13 protein-coding genes are annotated in these 14,348 nt (G+C 64.9%); 4 read left to right on the forward strand and 9 right to left on the reverse strand.

Translation table 11 applies throughout. The features are described 5' to 3' along the window. Positions 1–63 precede the first annotated feature (63 nt). The 3 genes from AC1DSA_RS06820 to AC1DSA_RS06830 are packed head-to-tail and all read right to left on the reverse strand — an operon-like array spanning position 64 to position 2,751. Positions 64–948 carry a glycosyltransferase family 10 domain-containing protein gene (locus AC1DSA_RS06820; protein ID WP_477887354.1) on the reverse strand — a complete coding sequence of 295 codons (885 nt, stop codon included), beginning with the start codon at positions 946–948 and terminating at the stop codon, positions 64–66. Then, positions 942–1,874, reverse strand: coding sequence for a glycosyltransferase family 2 protein (locus tag AC1DSA_RS06825; RefSeq protein WP_477887356.1), 933 nt, complete (start codon positions 1,872–1,874; stop codon positions 942–944). The genes AC1DSA_RS06820 and AC1DSA_RS06825 overlap by 7 nt, the downstream gene beginning before the upstream one ends. Position 1,875: 1 nt before the next feature. Next, positions 1,876–2,751, reverse strand: coding sequence for a glycosyltransferase family 2 protein (locus AC1DSA_RS06830; protein WP_477887358.1), 876 nt, complete (start codon positions 2,749–2,751; stop codon positions 1,876–1,878). A gap of 145 nt (positions 2,752–2,896) precedes the next feature. Here AC1DSA_RS06830 and AC1DSA_RS06835 point away from each other — a divergent pair, with 145 nt between their 5' ends. The 3 genes from AC1DSA_RS06835 to cysN all read left to right on the forward strand — a co-directional run bounded on the left by AC1DSA_RS06835 (position 2,897) and on the right by cysN (position 8,142). Next, complete coding sequence (locus AC1DSA_RS06835) at positions 2,897–4,435, forward strand: SAM-dependent methyltransferase (protein WP_477887360.1); 1,539 nt, start codon at positions 2,897–2,899, stop codon at positions 4,433–4,435. Positions 4,436–5,332: 897 nt separating this feature from the next. Next, positions 5,333–6,238, forward strand: a complete 906-nt coding sequence (gene cysD / locus AC1DSA_RS06840) for a sulfate adenylyltransferase subunit CysD (RefSeq protein WP_477887446.1) — start codon at positions 5,333–5,335, stop codon at positions 6,236–6,238. Next, a complete protein-coding gene (gene cysN / locus AC1DSA_RS06845; RefSeq protein WP_477887361.1) occupies positions 6,238–8,142 on the forward strand; it encodes a sulfate adenylyltransferase subunit CysN in 1,905 nt (634 codons plus the stop codon). Before cysD ends, cysN begins: the two co-directional genes overlap by 1 nt. 18 nt (positions 8,143–8,160) lie before the next feature. Here cysN and AC1DSA_RS06850 read toward each other — a convergent pair whose 3' ends face one another. From AC1DSA_RS06850 to AC1DSA_RS06870, 5 genes are all read right to left on the reverse strand, one after another. Continuing rightward, the gene (locus tag AC1DSA_RS06850; protein WP_477887363.1) at positions 8,161–8,877 is read right to left on the reverse strand and encodes an ABC transporter ATP-binding protein; all 717 of its coding nucleotides are present in this window, start codon (positions 8,875–8,877) and stop codon (positions 8,161–8,163) included. Further along, a complete protein-coding gene (locus tag AC1DSA_RS06855; protein WP_477887365.1) occupies positions 8,874–9,686 on the reverse strand; it encodes an ABC transporter ATP-binding protein in 813 nt (270 codons plus the stop codon). The genes AC1DSA_RS06850 and AC1DSA_RS06855 overlap by 4 nt, the downstream gene beginning before the upstream one ends. Positions 9,687–9,697: 11 nt before the next feature. After that, positions 9,698–10,819, reverse strand: coding sequence for a branched-chain amino acid ABC transporter permease (locus tag AC1DSA_RS06860; protein WP_477887367.1), 1,122 nt, complete (start codon positions 10,817–10,819; stop codon positions 9,698–9,700). A 13-nt stretch (positions 10,820–10,832) separates the two neighbouring features. Further along, the gene (locus tag AC1DSA_RS06865; RefSeq protein ID WP_477887369.1) at positions 10,833–11,762 is read right to left on the reverse strand and encodes a branched-chain amino acid ABC transporter permease; all 930 of its coding nucleotides are present in this window, start codon (positions 11,760–11,762) and stop codon (positions 10,833–10,835) included. Between the two features lie 154 nt (positions 11,763–11,916). Then, complete coding sequence (locus AC1DSA_RS06870; protein ID WP_477887371.1) at positions 11,917–13,212, reverse strand: replication-associated recombination protein A; 1,296 nt, start codon at positions 13,210–13,212, stop codon at positions 11,917–11,919. A 26-nt stretch (positions 13,213–13,238) separates the two neighbouring features. On the opposite strand from AC1DSA_RS06870, the gene AC1DSA_RS06875 reads away from it, so the two are divergent. Beyond that, a complete protein-coding gene (locus AC1DSA_RS06875) occupies positions 13,239–13,610 on the forward strand; it encodes a hypothetical protein (protein WP_477887373.1) in 372 nt (123 codons plus the stop codon). A 72-nt stretch (positions 13,611–13,682) separates the two neighbouring features. Here AC1DSA_RS06875 and lolA read toward each other — a convergent pair whose 3' ends face one another. Beyond that, entirely contained in the window at positions 13,683–14,318 is a 636-nt protein-coding gene (gene lolA / locus AC1DSA_RS06880; RefSeq protein ID WP_477887375.1) for an outer membrane lipoprotein periplasmic chaperone LolA, read from the reverse strand. Positions 14,319–14,348 lie beyond the last annotated feature (30 nt).

A 14,348-nucleotide genomic window follows, 5' to 3' on the forward strand; every position in this document is an offset into this window, starting at 1 on the left:
TCATCCATTGAACATATCGCGTGAGCCGGCACCTCACGACGAGGCGCGTCCCGCTCCGCGCCTCTACAGAAGCGCCTGTAGCGCCGGCACGAGGTAATCCGGATCGAAGTACTTCGGGAGGTTTCCGTCGGCAAAGCATGGAGCATCACGGAAGGCCTGATAGGCATGGCGATCCTGATCCACCGCCCGGATGCGATCGAGCGCCGCTTCGACGTGCTGCGGACTCTCCACGTGAATGAACGACGCGGTGTTGAAGTGGTCTGCAATGTCAGGTGCACCCACGTAGATGGGCACGGCGCCCGCGAGTCTGGCGCTCACGATCTTCTCGGTCACGTACCCCGGGAGGATGGAGTTTTCGCCACAGATGACGAACTTGTAGCCGAGGTACTTCTGTACCGCAAGATCGTTGTAGGTACTCCGGCCAGGATCGTAGTGACCCCGGTCGTGCGGCTGGTTTTCCGGCGCACACGCGCGTCCCAAGGCGTCGACGGGTTTGTACCGACTGATCGATTCGAAGAGCTGGTTGCGGAAAGGCACGCTATTCCAGTAGAGAAATGCGCAGAACCGGTCGCGTTCCGTCAGCGACGTGCCGCCCCCGCTCGCAAGGAGGTCTTCGGGCCGGCTGGTGAAGCGCTCGGCGAATGACACTGCATAGAAGGGGAGATAGACGAAGCGCACATCACCCGGCTGCAGGTGCGGGGCCGACTTGCAGTCGATCAGCAAATCGCACCGCACATGCGACAAGTCGTAGGGTTCGCCGGATACGCACACCTTCCTGCAGTCGTACTTCAGGTTGTCTTCACCGAACACCGAGAAGAAGAGGATGTCCGGGTTGACCGTCGGATCCCGTTCAAACCTCAGCTCGGTTCCCGGGAATGCCCGGCGCAACGCGGGCTCGAAGAAGGGCATCATGTAATGCATGCCGTCGGCAAGCCCGACGGTCAACATGGCTGCCCCTCCCCGACGCTCAAGCGCACGGCGGCCTGTCCCCAGCCTGGCCAGTCACCATAGATTTGCCGGATCTCGCGGTTGAACAAACTCCGGTCCTCGGGGCTCATGCGAGCGTTGTTCCCCATCCTGACCAGGTCCTCCAGCGAAAACTCCGCGTAGGAATCGTGCCAGCAGAACCCTGCCCCGCCTCGGAGGAAAGTGGCCTTGACTTCCGCGGCGTGCTGCGCGTGCTCCATCATCCAGCTGAAGTCGAGAACGCGATGCGGCTTGGGAGTCCCGATCCTGTACCGATAGCAGATTTCGGAGGATGTCGACAGGGTTCGGACCACGGTCAAGGCCCTCGCGAGGAAGACTGGGTCCTCTCCCGTCCTGAGAGAGGGGTACTCGACTCCGTGCCGCAGGAGCATTTCCCTCGAGAACATCCACGTCACGTGATACCACGGGTTCCAGACGCCCGGAACCTCGTGCAAGGGCTTCGCGTGAAGCTCTCCCACCGGCCGTTCGAGGATCCAGCGATTGTCGGGCCCCGCGTCGGTGAAACCTTCGATGTTTCCCTTCACCGCGTCGACGGCGTCGTCAACGATCAGGCGGTACAACGTCGACAGCGTGTCGGGTGGAACGAGGTCATCCGCATCGATGAACCGGACGTATTTGCCACGGGCATGGTGAAGTCCCCTGTTGCGACTTCTTCCGGCGCCTGTGTTGTGCTCGTTCACCAGCACACGAACCCGCGGGTCGCGCTGTGCAAATTGCTGAAGGATCTGCAGGGATCCATCGGTGGAACTATCGTCCACGCAGACGACCTCGATGTCGCGCAGGCTCTGGGCCAGAATGGATTCGAGAGTCTGGGCCAGGTACGGCGCCTTGTTGAACACCGGCACCACGAGACTGACGGCCGGCACCGTTGGTGAATCGGTCGCCATCCTATTGGCCTGCACTCGGAGCTGGCATGCTGGTGCGCGCCTCGGGAAAGTCCGCCGGCCGTTGCATCAGGCCAAGCTCGACCAGTTGATCAGGATTCCGATACTGGGCAGAACCCGCGTAGTAGGCACTCATTTGCGGCGACTTCCCGATGCCGTCGGCATAAGTCTTGTATTGATGCGCTTGATCCCAGTGCTCTTTCCGTGTCGCTTCGCTGTGGGCGCGCATTTCGAAATCGGCGAAGAACTTGAAATGAAGCAGGACGCCGGTGAGTTCGGCCAGGCGCACGCCCCGTATGACGTGCGTCGAGGCCTCGAACGACAGGCCCTGGCGCCACTTGACCAAGGGAATCTTGCCAAGGAACGGGCTGCGAGGCGCGCCGGCGCCCCAGAACAGCCTTTTCCTGGGGCCCCCAAGCACGGGAACGCGCGTGTACAGATCGTGCTGCGGGTATTCATACGAATCAGAGTCGAAGAATGGGCAAACCTCCAGGAAGGGACGTCCCGCGTCGTACCTGGCGTCGCTGATGGGGCCTTGCGAATACATGTCCAGCATGAAACTCTCGACACCCTCCTCGTTCCGGCTGTCGAGGTACGCCGTGAGCCCCGACAAGCCTACGCGATCGCTGCCGGGGAAGATAAACAGTTCATCCGCATCAACGACAAGGGCCCATGTCCCGATGCAGTGAGCATCCATCACTGCATTGATCCAACGCACGCCACATAAGGAAGCCGAATAGCTTTCGTCGGTGCTGAAGATGGAAACGTCCGCTTGAGCGGAGAGGAAGTCGAGGGTTCCATCGTCGGAGGCGTTGTCAACGAGAAGGAATCTCGAAACGCCCAGACGCCTGTAATAGGAAAGGAAATACGGGAGCCGCATCCGCTCGTTCCGTACGCATCCGACGACCGTCGGACCAGTACCTTCTTGGGGCCCCACGGAGGGGGAAAGCAACCGCAACGCTGACATGGGGGGACTCCTCAGCAATTTAGCTTACCATCGCGCCGGGCCGCCATTCACCAGTCCGATGTTCCGTCGAACTTCCACACCCACGACTGTCGATCACTTCAACCAGGTCTTCTCCAGGGAGGATCCATGGAACTACTCCACCTCCCCGTACGAACTGCGGAAGTATTCGCATACGCTGGAGATGATCCCGGGTCACTTCGAGCGCGCGCTGGAAATCGGATGCGCTGAGGGACTCTTCACCGAACGACTCGCCGCCCGGACGGAACATCTGGTCGCACTCGACATTTCCGAGCGAGCGCTCGCCCGCGCGCAGGCAAGACTGGCCCACCTCCCTCACGTTGCTTTGCAGCAGTGGGACATTGAAAACGGATTGCCCGAAGGCCGGTTCGACCTGATCGTCTGCTCGGAAGTCTTGAGCTACATGAAGAACCGATTCAGCCTGGCGAAGGTAGCGAAGGGCATCGCGAATTCGCTGGCGGAAAACGGAATCCTCGTCCTGACACACGCGACCGCCATCGCCGACAACGGCAGCGTTTCCGCGCACGACTTCAACGAAGTGGGCGGTGAATTCATTGGCCAGACGTTTGCTCAGGCCAAGGGCCTGGATTTCCAACGGGAGCTGCGAACGACCTTGTACCGCGTGCAAGTCTTCAGGAAGACGGATGCCAAGCGTTTACTTCCTCGAGGCCGCCCAAGAGAAGTGCTGGTACGGCCGGATCTCGAGGATCTCACCGGGCTCGTGGCGTCGTGGCCTTTCACCGGCGTCAAGCGGGGCGGGGCCGCGATATCCCGTGCCGAGGCCCGACACTGCTGGCGATCGCCGGGCATTCCGGTCCTGATGTACCACCGGGTGTGCGATGACGGACCGCAGATACTCGCCCCGTATCGTGTGTCACCCGAGCAGTTCGAACGGCAACTCGCGTTTCTCCAGCGTCATGGCTTCGAATCGATCGGCATCGCGAAATGTTTTCAGCTGCTGAACGCATCGACCGAGCCCCCCAAGGGACGGTATGTGGTGCTCACCTTCGATGACGGGTACCTGGACTTCTTTGAAGTTGCCTGGCCCCTTCTCAAGACATATGGGTTCGGCGCCACCGTCTTCGTGCCCACTTCGTTCGTCGGCGGTGTGGCATCGTGGGACGCCCAACATGGCTTGCCGGCGCCGCTCATGTCCTGGGACCACATACGGGACCTTGCAGCGCAAGGTGTCGAGTTCGGAGCGCACGGTCATACGCACTCGCGCCTGCCCACTCTCTCCCAAGAAGCGGCCCTGGACGAGGCCCACACATCGCGGCGCATCCTTCAGGAGGAACTGCGGCGCGATGTGAATCTGTTCTCGTACCCGTTCAACGGCCGCAATCCGCAGGCGGTGGAGGCCGTCCGATCCAGCGGATTCACCCACGCCGTGACTGCGGGATCCCTGTGTCGGCATGGCGTCGCCCCATTCGAAATGCCACGCATCGAGGTGCTGGGAACGGATTCCATGGAAACCTTCATCGAGCAGCTCGGCCCGGCGGTCAAGGCACCTCTGTGGGACCGGGCGCGCTATCGCGTGCTGCGCGCCCTGCGTGACCGACGCACCTACATGCCTTGTTGACGAGGGCAAGTCCGAGCCGCTCGCCGTGTGGTCGATTTCCATCGACATCAGTGGATGAGGCCTTCGAATTGGCGCAAAATGCCTTTAGTTCGATCGATTCCGAAAAGGTTTAATTGAAGACGGCATCGGCCAGCGGTCACCGATTGTCCAGGCAGGACCTGAACGCCCGCCGTCGCCCTGCGGCTTCAAGGCCAAAAGCTGGCAGCAGTGACCGCCAGCGCCGGCCTGAGTGCGCCCACCGTGATCGCAGCGGTGAAGGCCTACCGCCAGGGCGGCTGGGCAGCCGTCGATGTCCAACCCGGCAGGGGTCGGCCACCTCGAGACAAGGAGGGGCTGCCGGCCGACTTGCTGGCGGCGCTGTGGAAGGTGCTGCCGCTGCCACCGGAAGACGCCGGGCTCCCCTCGCATTCGCTCTGGAACCGGCAGGCGCTCTTCGATTGGCTGAAGCAGCAGGGGTGTTCACGCAGCATGGGCGCGGTCGGCCGCTTTTGCGCCCCGGCCGGCATCGACCCGGAAATCGACGTCCCGCAGCCTGCGAAACGCGAGGACAACGTCCTGCATCTGCACGCGCGCGAGCGCTACATGACGACGCCGGATGGCAGGCACGTCGGAGTGCTTTGCACGCGCACGGCACGCGGCCAGTTGCGCTGGCTTGCGTTCGAGGCGCCCCTGCAGGTGCGGCACTGCCTCGCCTTCCTGGAGCGGCTGCTTCCGCTGTCCGCCGGTCCCATCGAACTGCGATGGCCGGGCGCGGCCCGCGTGCTGCGTGACCGGGAACTCGGCGCGTGGCTTGCGGCCCAAACGTCGCGCCTGGCAGTCACCGATCCGGAAATTGGTTCACCCGCCGTCGTCGTTCCCCGCGTCGCCAGCCCGGAGCTCGCAGAAAGAATATTGCCGATGACCCCCACGCTCACCCACCTGCAGCGCCTCGAGGCCGAAAGCATCCACATCCTGCGCGAGGTGGTGGCCGAGACCGACAAGCCGGTCATGCTGTATTCGATCGGCAAGGACAGCGCCGTGATGCTGCACCTGGCCATGAAGGCGTTCTATCCCGCCAAGCCGCCCTTTCCGCTCCTGCACGTCGACACTCGCTGGAAGTTCCGGGACATGTATGCGTTCCGCGATCGCATGGTGAAGGAGCTTGGGCTGGAGCTCTTCACGCACGTCAACCCGGAAGGCGTGGCCAAGGACATCAACCCGTTCACCCACGGATCGGCCATCCATACCGACGTGATGAAGACCGACGCGCTGAAGCAGGCCCTGGAGCAGCATTGCTTCGACGCCGCCTTCGGAGGGGCGCGGCGCGACGAGGAGAAGTCCCGCGCGAAGGAGCGCATCTTCTCGTTTCGCAACGCGCAGCACCGCTGGGACCCGAAGAACCAGCGCCCGGAACTCTGGAAGCTCTACAACGCCCGCAAGAACCCGGGCGAGTCGCTGCGCATCTTCCCGCTGTCCAACTGGACCGAGCTCGACGTCTGGCAGTACATCTACCTGCAGCAGATCCCGATCGTGCCGCTGTACTTCGCCGCGGAGCGGCCGGTGGTGGAGCGCAACGGCACCCTCATCATGGTGGACGACGACCGCATGCCCTTGCGCGATGGCGAGGTGCCGATGCGCCGCAAGGTGCGCTTCCGCACCCTCGGCTGTTATCCGCTGACGGGCGCGATCGAATCCGAAGCCGACACGCTGCCCGCCATCATCCAGGAGATGCTGCTCACCCGCACCTCGGAGCGGCAGGGACGGGTGATCGACCACGACGCCGCGGCCTCCATGGAGAAGAAGAAACAGGAAGGGTATTTCTGATGGCCCACACCGGCCAGCTGATCGCGTCGGACATCGACGCCTACCTGCGCCAGCACGAGCACAAGAGCCTGCTGCGCTTCATCACCTGCGGCAGCGTGGACGACGGCAAGAGCACGCTCATCGGGCGCCTCCTGTACGACAGCAAGCTGCTGTTCGAGGACCACCTGGCGGCCGTCGAATCGGACTCCCGCAAGTGGGGCACGCAGGGCGAGCACATCGATTTCGCCCTGCTGGTGGACGGCCTGGCCGCCGAACGCGAGCAAGGCATCACCATCGACGTCGCCTACCGCTTCTTCTCGACAGAGCGGCGCAAGTTCATCGTCGCCGACACGCCGGGGCACGAGCAGTACACGCGCAACATGGTGACGGGCGCGTCGACGGCCGATGCCGCCGTCCTGCTGGTGGACGCACGCAAGGGCATCCTGACGCAGACGCGGCGCCACAGCTTCCTGGTGTCCCTGCTGGGCATCCGGCACATCGTCGTCGCGGTGAACAAGATGGACCTGGTGGACCACGACGAGCAGGTGTTCCAGCGCATCCGCGACGACTACCTCGCGTTCGCGGGGCAAGTGGGCCTGCGGGACATCACCTTCATCCCGATGTCGGCATTTCGGGGCGACAACGTCCTGCGGCGCAGCGAGCGCATGCCCTGGTATGGCGGTGCGACGCTCATGGGCTACCTGGAAAGCGTGGAGGTGGACGGCGAGCGCATGAAGCGCGCGCCTTTCCGGCTGCCCGTGCAGTGGGTCAACCGACCCGACCTCGACTTTCGCGGCTTTGCCGGCACCATCGCCGCCGGCCAGGTTCGACCAGGAGACCGGTTGCGCGTGCAACCCTCCGGCCGTGAAAGCACGGTCGCGCGGATCGTCACCCTCGACGGTGACATGCCCGGGGCCATCGCCGGCCAATCCGTGACCCTCACCCTCGCCGACGAGATCGACATCTCCCGCGGTGACCTGCTCTCCGCCGCGCAGGATCCCGCGCAGGTGGCGGACCAGTTCGAAGCCCAGATCGTCTGGATGCACGACGAGCCGCTGCTGCGCGGCCGCAGCTACCTGCTCAAGATCGGCACGGCCACGGTCACTGCCTCCGTCACCGAGATCAAGTACCAGGTCAACGTGAACACCATGGAGCACCTGGCGGCCAAGACGCTGGGGCTGAACGCGATCGGCGAATGCACGATCCACCTGGACCGCCCGATCGGCTTCGACCCCTACACGGAGAACCGGGACACCGGCGGGTTCATCCTGATCGACCGGATCAGCAACGCGACGGTGGGCGCCGGCATGATCCGCTACGCGCTGCGCCGCAGCCACAACGTCCACCTGCAGCACGTCGACGTCGACAAGCAGGCGCGCGCCCGCATGAACCGGCAGCAGCCCTGTGTCGTGTGGTTCACCGGCCTGTCGGGATCGGGCAAGTCCACGGTGGCCAACCTGGTCGAGAAGAAGCTGCATGCCGCGGGGCACCGCACCTACCTGCTGGACGGCGACAACATCCGGCACGGCCTGAACAAGGACCTGGGCTTCACCGATGCCGACCGGGTGGAGAACATCCGCCGCATCGCCGAGGTGGCGCGCCTGATGGTGGACGCCGGCCTGATCGTGCTCACGGCCTTCATCTCCCCGTTCCGCGCGGAACGCAGGTTGGCGCGCAGCCTGGTGCAGGCGGGGGAGTTCGTGGAAGTGCACGTCGACGTTCCGCTGGAAGAGGCGGAACGCCGGGATCCCAAGGGTCTTTACCGCAAGGCGCGGCGCGGCGACCTGAAGAACTTCACCGGCATCGATTCGGAATACCAGACGCCGGAGCACGCGGAACTGCGCCTGCCGACGGCTGAACTGAGCCCGGAGGAAGCGGCTGACCGGGTGATCGCAAGGCTGCGGTCGATGGGTCGGATCGCCTGAGGCCAACGCACCCGAGGTTCACTCCCCCAGGTACGCCGCCCTCACCTTCGGGTCGTTCAGCATCTCCTTGGCATCCCCGCTCATGCTGATCAGGCCGGACTCCATCACGTAGCCGCGGTCGGCGATCTCGAGCGCGCGGCTCGCGTTCTGCTCCACCAGCAGGATGGTGACGCCCTGCTTGTGCACGTCGCTCACCACTTCGAAGATCTTGTCGACCATGATCGGCGACAGGCCCATCGACGGCTCGTCCATCAGCAGCACCTTGGGCCGGCTCATGAGCGCCCGGCCCATCGCGAGCATCTGCTGTTCGCCGCCGGACATGGTGCCGGCGAGCTGGTCCTTGCGTTCCTTCAGGCGCGGGAAGGTCGTGAAGACGCGCTCCATGTCCTGCGCGATCCCCTCCTTGTCCCTGCGGATGTGCGCGCCCATCTGCAGGTTCTCGGTGATCGTCATGCGCGTGAAGACGCCGCGGCCCTCGGGCACCATGGCCAGCCCCTGCTTCACGAGTTCCCAGGCGCCGCGGCCGCGGATGCTCTGCCCCAGGTAGTGGATGTCGCCGCCCGCGAACGGCAGCAGGCCGGTGATGGCCTTCATCGTGGTGGTCTTGCCGGCGCCGTTGGAGCCGATCAGCGAGACGAGCTCGCCTTCGCGGACTTCGAAATCCACGCCCTTGACGGCCTGGATGCCGCCGTAGGCGACCTTCAGGCCGCCGACCTTCAGCAGCGTCTCGCTCATGGCTGTCCTCCGCTCGGCACGGCCGGCGCGGTGCCGGTCGCCTTGTGGCTGTGGCCCAGGTAGGCCTCGATCACCTTTTCGTCGCGCTGCACGTCGTAGGGCGAGCCCTGGGCGATCTGCTTGCCGTAGTCCAGCACCGTGACGCGGTCGCACAGGCCCATCACCAGTTTCACGTCGTGCTCGATCAGCAGGATGGTGCGGTTGTCCTTGCGGATGCGATCGATCAGCTCGCGCAGCACCACCTTCTCGGTGGAGTTCATGCCCGCCGCGGGCTCGTCCAGCGCGATGAGCTGCGGATCGGTCGCGAGCGCGCGCGCGATCTCCAGCCGGCGCTGGTCGCCGTACGACAGCGTGCGCGCCTTGAATTCGGAGAGCTTGCCGATGCCCACGTAATCCAGCAGTTCCTGCGCCCGCTTGGCGATCTCCGCCTCTTCCTGGCGGAACTTCCTCGTTCGGAACATGGCCCCGAGCAGGCCGGAGCCGGTGCGCACGTGGCGGCCCACCATCACGTTCTCGATCGCCGTCATGTCGGCGAACAGCCGGATGTTCTGGAAGGTGCGCGCGATGCCGGCCTTCGCGACCTCGTGCACGGCGCTGGGCGTGTACGGCTTGCCCGCCAGCTCGAAGCTGCCGCTGTCCGGCGTGTAGAGGCCGGTGATCACGTTGAAGAACGTGGTCTTGCCGGCGCCGTTCGGGCCGATCAGGCCATACACCTGGCCGCGTTCGATGGTCAGGCCCACATCGGACAGGGCCTGGAGGCCGCCGAAGCGCTTGGAAATCCCCGCGACGCGGAGGACGACGTCTGCCATTCGCCTTCTCCTTACTTCGCGGTCTGTTGCAGGTTCTTGCCGTGCTCGGGCGTCGGCCACAGGCCGCGCGGACGCAACAGCATCACGATGATCATCGCCAGCGCGATCAGCAGCTGGCGCAGGATGGACGCGTCGAGACGGCCGCCGGTGATGGACTGCAGGTCGAAGACGCCCGACACCCAGCGCAGCACTTCGGGCAGTGCGGACAGCAGCACCGCGCCCAGGATCACCCCCGGCAGGTGGCCGATGCCGCCCAGCACCACCATGGCGACGATCATCACCGACTCCATTAGGCTGAAGGACTCGGGCGAAACGAAGCCCTGGAAGGCCGCGAACATGGTGCCCGAGACGCCGCCGAAGGTGGCGCCCATGCCGAAGGCCAGCAGCTTCATGTTGCGGGTGTTGATGCCCATCGCCTTGGCCGCGATCTCGTCCTCGCGGATCGCCATCCAGGCGCGTCCGATGCGGGAGACCTCCAGGCGGTGGCAGATGAGGACGCTGAACAGGACGAGCACCAGGAACAGGTAGTAGTAGAGCGTCACCGCGTTGATCGAATAGCTCTCGGTGATTTCGAGCGGCTTGCCCAGGTTGATCCCCGGGATGCCCAGCGCGTCGAACTTGAACAGCGTGATCGAGTCGATCTGCGACAGGCCCTTGGGACCGTTGGTGATGTTCACCGGGTGGTCCAGGTTGTTCAGGAACACGCGGATGATCTCGCCGAAGCCGAGCGTCACGATGGCCAGGTAATCGCCGCGCAGCTTCAGGGTGGGCGCGCCGAGCAGGACGCCGAAGAAGCCCGCTATCGCGGCCCCCATGGGAATCACCAGCCACACCGAGGTGTGCAGGCCGGTCGGGAACATCTGCTGGAACCAGGGAAAGTTCTCGGACAGGTGCGGCGAGGCCATCAGCCCGTACATGTAGGCGCCGATGGCGAAGAAGGCCACGAAGCCCAGGTCGAGCAGGCCGGCGTAGCCGACCACGATGTTGAGGCCCAGGGCCAGCAGCACGTACAGCAGCGCGGTGTCCGCGATGCGCACCCAGAAGTTGCCCGCCGCCTGCAGCAGCAGGGGCAGGATGGCCAGGGCCAGGGCGGCCAGCACCCAGACCACCGTCTTGTTCTGCTTGTTGATCATGGCGTGTGCTCCTTCAGGCGCGGTCGGCGACGCGTTCGCCCAGCAGGCCCGAGGGACGCAGCGTGAGCACCACGATCAGCACGATGAACGCGAAGATGTCGGAGTAGTGGCTGCCCAGCACGCCGCCGGTGAGCGCACCCAGGTAGCCGGAGCCGATGGACTCGATCAGTCCCAGCAGGATCCCGCCCACCACCGCGCCGGCCAGGTTGCCGATGCCGCCGAACACCGCCGCCGTGAAGGCCTTGAGGCCCGGGAGGAAGCCCATCGTGTGCTGCACGGTGCCGTAGTTGGAGGCGTACATGACGCCGGCGATGGTTGCGAGCACCGCGCCGATGATGAAGGTGGCGGAGATCACCATGTCCGGCTTCACGCCCATCAGCGCCGCCACCCGCGGGTTCTCCGCCGTGGCCCGCATCGCGCGGCCCAGCCGCGTGTAGTTCACCAGGTACATCAGCACCGCCAGGGACACTGCGGTCATCCCGAGGATCATGATCTGAGTGGTCGTGATCACCGCGCCGGCAAACTGGATCGGCACCGGCGGCAGCAGGGTCGGATACGGCTTGTAGTTCGGTTTGAAGATGATCATCGCCAGCGTCTGCAGCAGGATCGACATGCCGATGGCGGTGATCAGCGGTGCCAGCTTGGGGCTGTTGCGCAAGGGGCGGTAGGCAACTTTTTCGATGACGAAGTTCAGTGCCGCGGCCACTACGCAGGAAATGATCAGGGCCACCAGCAGGAGGAGCCACCCCGGAATGCCCGGCATGGCCTCCTGCGCCGTGGTGATGATCGCCCAGCTGGTGAGGGCCCCCACCATCAGCACCTCGCCGTGCGCGAAGTTGATCAGGTTGATGATGCCGTACACCATGGTGTAGCCGAGGGCCACCAGCGCGTACATGCTGCCCAGGACCAGACCGTTGATGATCTGCTGCAGCAGGATCTCCATAGAGGTTTTCTCCGTTTCTTTGCCGCTTGTGATGGTCGATGCGCGCCTTTGTGAGGCGCTTCGCCATGTAGCAAAAAACCCGCCATGCGGATCCTGGGCGGGTTGTTCGGGCGCGATTGTAATGGCGTGACCTGACGCCAAGCTTCGAACCGGACTAGGGGTTTGTCCCTTGCCCTGCGTTGAGGGCGCGCAGCTGCCGCAGCTTCTCCGCGATGCGGATTTCCAGCCCGCGCTCCACCGGCCGGTAGAAGTTCGGCGGCTTCATGCCTTCGGGCAAGTAGCTCTCGCCGGCGGCGAAACCCTCGGCCTCGTCGTGCGCGTAGCGGTATTCCTTGCCGTAGCCCAGGTCCTTCATCAGCCGGGTGGGTGCATTGCGCAGGTGCAGCGGCACCGGACGGGTGCCATCCTTGCGCACCAGTGCGCGGGCCTCGTTGTAGGCGACGTAGACCGCATTGGACTTGGGCGCGACGGCCAGGTAGACCAGGCACTCGGCCAGGGCGAGCTCGCCTTCGGGGGAGCCGAGCCGCTCGTAGACGTCGGCGGCGTCCAGTGCCATGCGCAAAGCCCTGGGATCGGCAAGGCCAATGTCCTCGACCGCCATGCGGATCATTCGGCGCGCCACGTAACGTGGATCGACACCGCCATCCAGCATCCGCACGAACCAGTACAAGGTGGCGTCCGGGTCGGAGCCCCGCACCGACTTGTGCAGCGCGCTGATCGTGTCGTAGAACTGCTCGCCGCCCTTGTCGTAGCGGCGCATGCGCTCGCCCAGCACTTTCAGCAGCCAGTCATCGGCGATCTCCTGGCGCTTTTCCCTGGTGGCGGCGACGGCCAGGGTCTCCAGGGTGTTCAGCAGCCGGCGCGCATCGCCATCCGCATAGGCAATCAGCCGGTCCAGCGCGGCCTGCTCGATCGCCGGCACGGCGTCGATGGCCTGCGCGCGCTGCACGATCTGCCGAAGGTCGTCCTCGGACAGCGGTTGCAGCACGTAGACCGCCGCGCGCGACAGCAAGGCCGAATTCACCTCGAACGACGGGTTTTCCGTGGTCGCGCCGATGAACGTGAAGAGCCCCGACTCGACGTGCGGCAGGAAGGCGTCCTGCTGGCTCTTGTTGAACCGATGCACCTCGTCGACGAAGACGATGGTGCGCCGCACGTGCGCCTGCGCGATCAGCGCCTGCTCCACGGCTTCGCGGATGTCCTTCACCCCGCCGAGCACGGCACTGATGGTGATGAACTGCGCATCGAATGCGTCGGCCATCAGCCGCGCGATGGTGGTCTTGCCGGTGCCCGGCGGGCCCCACAGGATGCAGCTGTGCGGCTGGCCCGACTCGAAGGCGATGCGCAGGGGCATCCCTTCGCCCAGCAGGTGCTGCTGGCCGATCACCTCGGCCAGCGAATGCGGCCGCAGGCGTTCCGCCAGGGGCGCATGGACGGGCTTGCTGCTCATGCCGGGCAGTTTATATTGCGCGCATCATGGAACCGGCCGTCTGGTCCTCTCTCTCCGCACTGCTCGGCGCCGTCGTGGGCGGCGGCATCAGCTTCCTGTTGAATCGCCAGCAGTTCCGCAACCAGCTGCGCATCCTGCAGGAGCAGCACAAGGTGGAATTCATGGCGGAGGCGACCGCGCGCCACTTCCTCGGCCACAAGAGCTTTACCGACCGTTCCTTCGACACCCTGCGCAATCACCTTGGCGGCTTCACCGACGACGAACTGCGCAAGATCCTGGTGCGGGCGGGAGCCATCCGCGTGTTCCGCGACGACGGCTCGGAATGGTGGCGCCTGCTTTCGCGCATGGACGAATACATCGAGCGCAAGCAGCTGGACCAGATCGCGCTGGAGATCTAGACGCAAACGCGCCGCCTGACGGCGGCTCGTTTGGGGCCGGCGCGCGGCGCGCGCGCACGGCCAAGACCGCCGTTACGGCGCCTGGACGACGTCCGCGCCCTTGGGCGGCACGAAGCGGAAGGCGTCGGCGCTCACGTTGCCGTTCAACTGCATGTTGTTGAACGTCAGCACGGAACGCTGGCCGAAGCTGTCCAGGATCTCCAGGGCGGCGAGCTGGTCACCGCGGAAACCCACCTTCATGTTCGTGAGCTGGCCTTCCTTCTGCCGCGGCGTGGCCTGCAGCCATTGCAGGCCGTTGCTGTCGGGCAGTGCCTGCAGCTCGAAATCGCGCTTCAGCGCGTCGAGGTCCGGCGAAGCGGCGATCAGCGCCGCCGGCGTCGAGCCCAGCACCTTGGCCTGCTTGCGCTGGCTGACCTGGTTCAGGTCCTTGTCGTGCAGCCACAGCGTCTGGCCATCAGCCACGATGGTCTGCTCGAACGGTTTGCGATAGTCGAAGCGGAAGCGGTTCGGGCGCTGGAAATCGAACGTGCCGCTGGAGGTCTTGGTCCGTGCGGCCTGGCCGTCGCGGGCCGGCGCGGTGATCACCTGGGTGAATTCCGCATGGCCGCTCTTGGCGGTGCGGACGAAGTTCTCCAGGCTTTCGATGGCGCCGGCGTGCGCGGCGAGGGCCAGCGCGGACAGCGCGAACGTGGCGATCAATTTCTTCATGAGGCTTTTCTCCCAACACGGCATTGTCGG

The organism is Ramlibacter sp. P4_H7, assembly GCF_056400765.1.

Excerpts from the sequence above, each read along its gene's own strand:
- AC1DSA_RS06820 (WP_477887354.1), bottom strand. The coding sequence starts at position 948 with ATGTTGACCGTCGGGCTTGCCGACGGCATGCATTACATGATGCCCTTC.
- AC1DSA_RS06825 (WP_477887356.1), bottom strand. The coding sequence starts at position 1,874 with ATGGCGACCGATTCACCAACGGTGCCGGCCGTCAGTCTCGTGGTGCCG.
- AC1DSA_RS06830 (WP_477887358.1), bottom strand. The coding sequence starts at position 2,751 with ATGCGGCTCCCGTATTTCCTTTCCTATTACAGGCGTCTGGGCGTTTCG.
- AC1DSA_RS06835 (WP_477887360.1), top strand. The coding sequence starts at position 2,897 with ATGTTCCGTCGAACTTCCACACCCACGACTGTCGATCACTTCAACCAG.
- cysD (WP_477887446.1), top strand. The coding sequence starts at position 5,333 with ATGACCCCCACGCTCACCCACCTGCAGCGCCTCGAGGCCGAAAGCATC.
- cysN (WP_477887361.1), top strand. The coding sequence starts at position 6,238 with ATGGCCCACACCGGCCAGCTGATCGCGTCGGACATCGACGCCTACCTG.
- AC1DSA_RS06850 (WP_477887363.1), bottom strand. The coding sequence starts at position 8,877 with ATGAGCGAGACGCTGCTGAAGGTCGGCGGCCTGAAGGTCGCCTACGGC.
- AC1DSA_RS06855 (WP_477887365.1), bottom strand. The coding sequence starts at position 9,686 with ATGGCAGACGTCGTCCTCCGCGTCGCGGGGATTTCCAAGCGCTTCGGC.
- AC1DSA_RS06860 (WP_477887367.1), bottom strand. The coding sequence starts at position 10,819 with ATGATCAACAAGCAGAACAAGACGGTGGTCTGGGTGCTGGCCGCCCTG.
- AC1DSA_RS06865 (WP_477887369.1), bottom strand. The coding sequence starts at position 11,762 with ATGGAGATCCTGCTGCAGCAGATCATCAACGGTCTGGTCCTGGGCAGC.
- AC1DSA_RS06870 (WP_477887371.1), bottom strand. The coding sequence starts at position 13,212 with ATGAGCAGCAAGCCCGTCCATGCGCCCCTGGCGGAACGCCTGCGGCCG.
- AC1DSA_RS06875 (WP_477887373.1), top strand. The coding sequence starts at position 13,239 with ATGGAACCGGCCGTCTGGTCCTCTCTCTCCGCACTGCTCGGCGCCGTC.
- lolA (WP_477887375.1), bottom strand. The coding sequence starts at position 14,318 with ATGAAGAAATTGATCGCCACGTTCGCGCTGTCCGCGCTGGCCCTCGCC.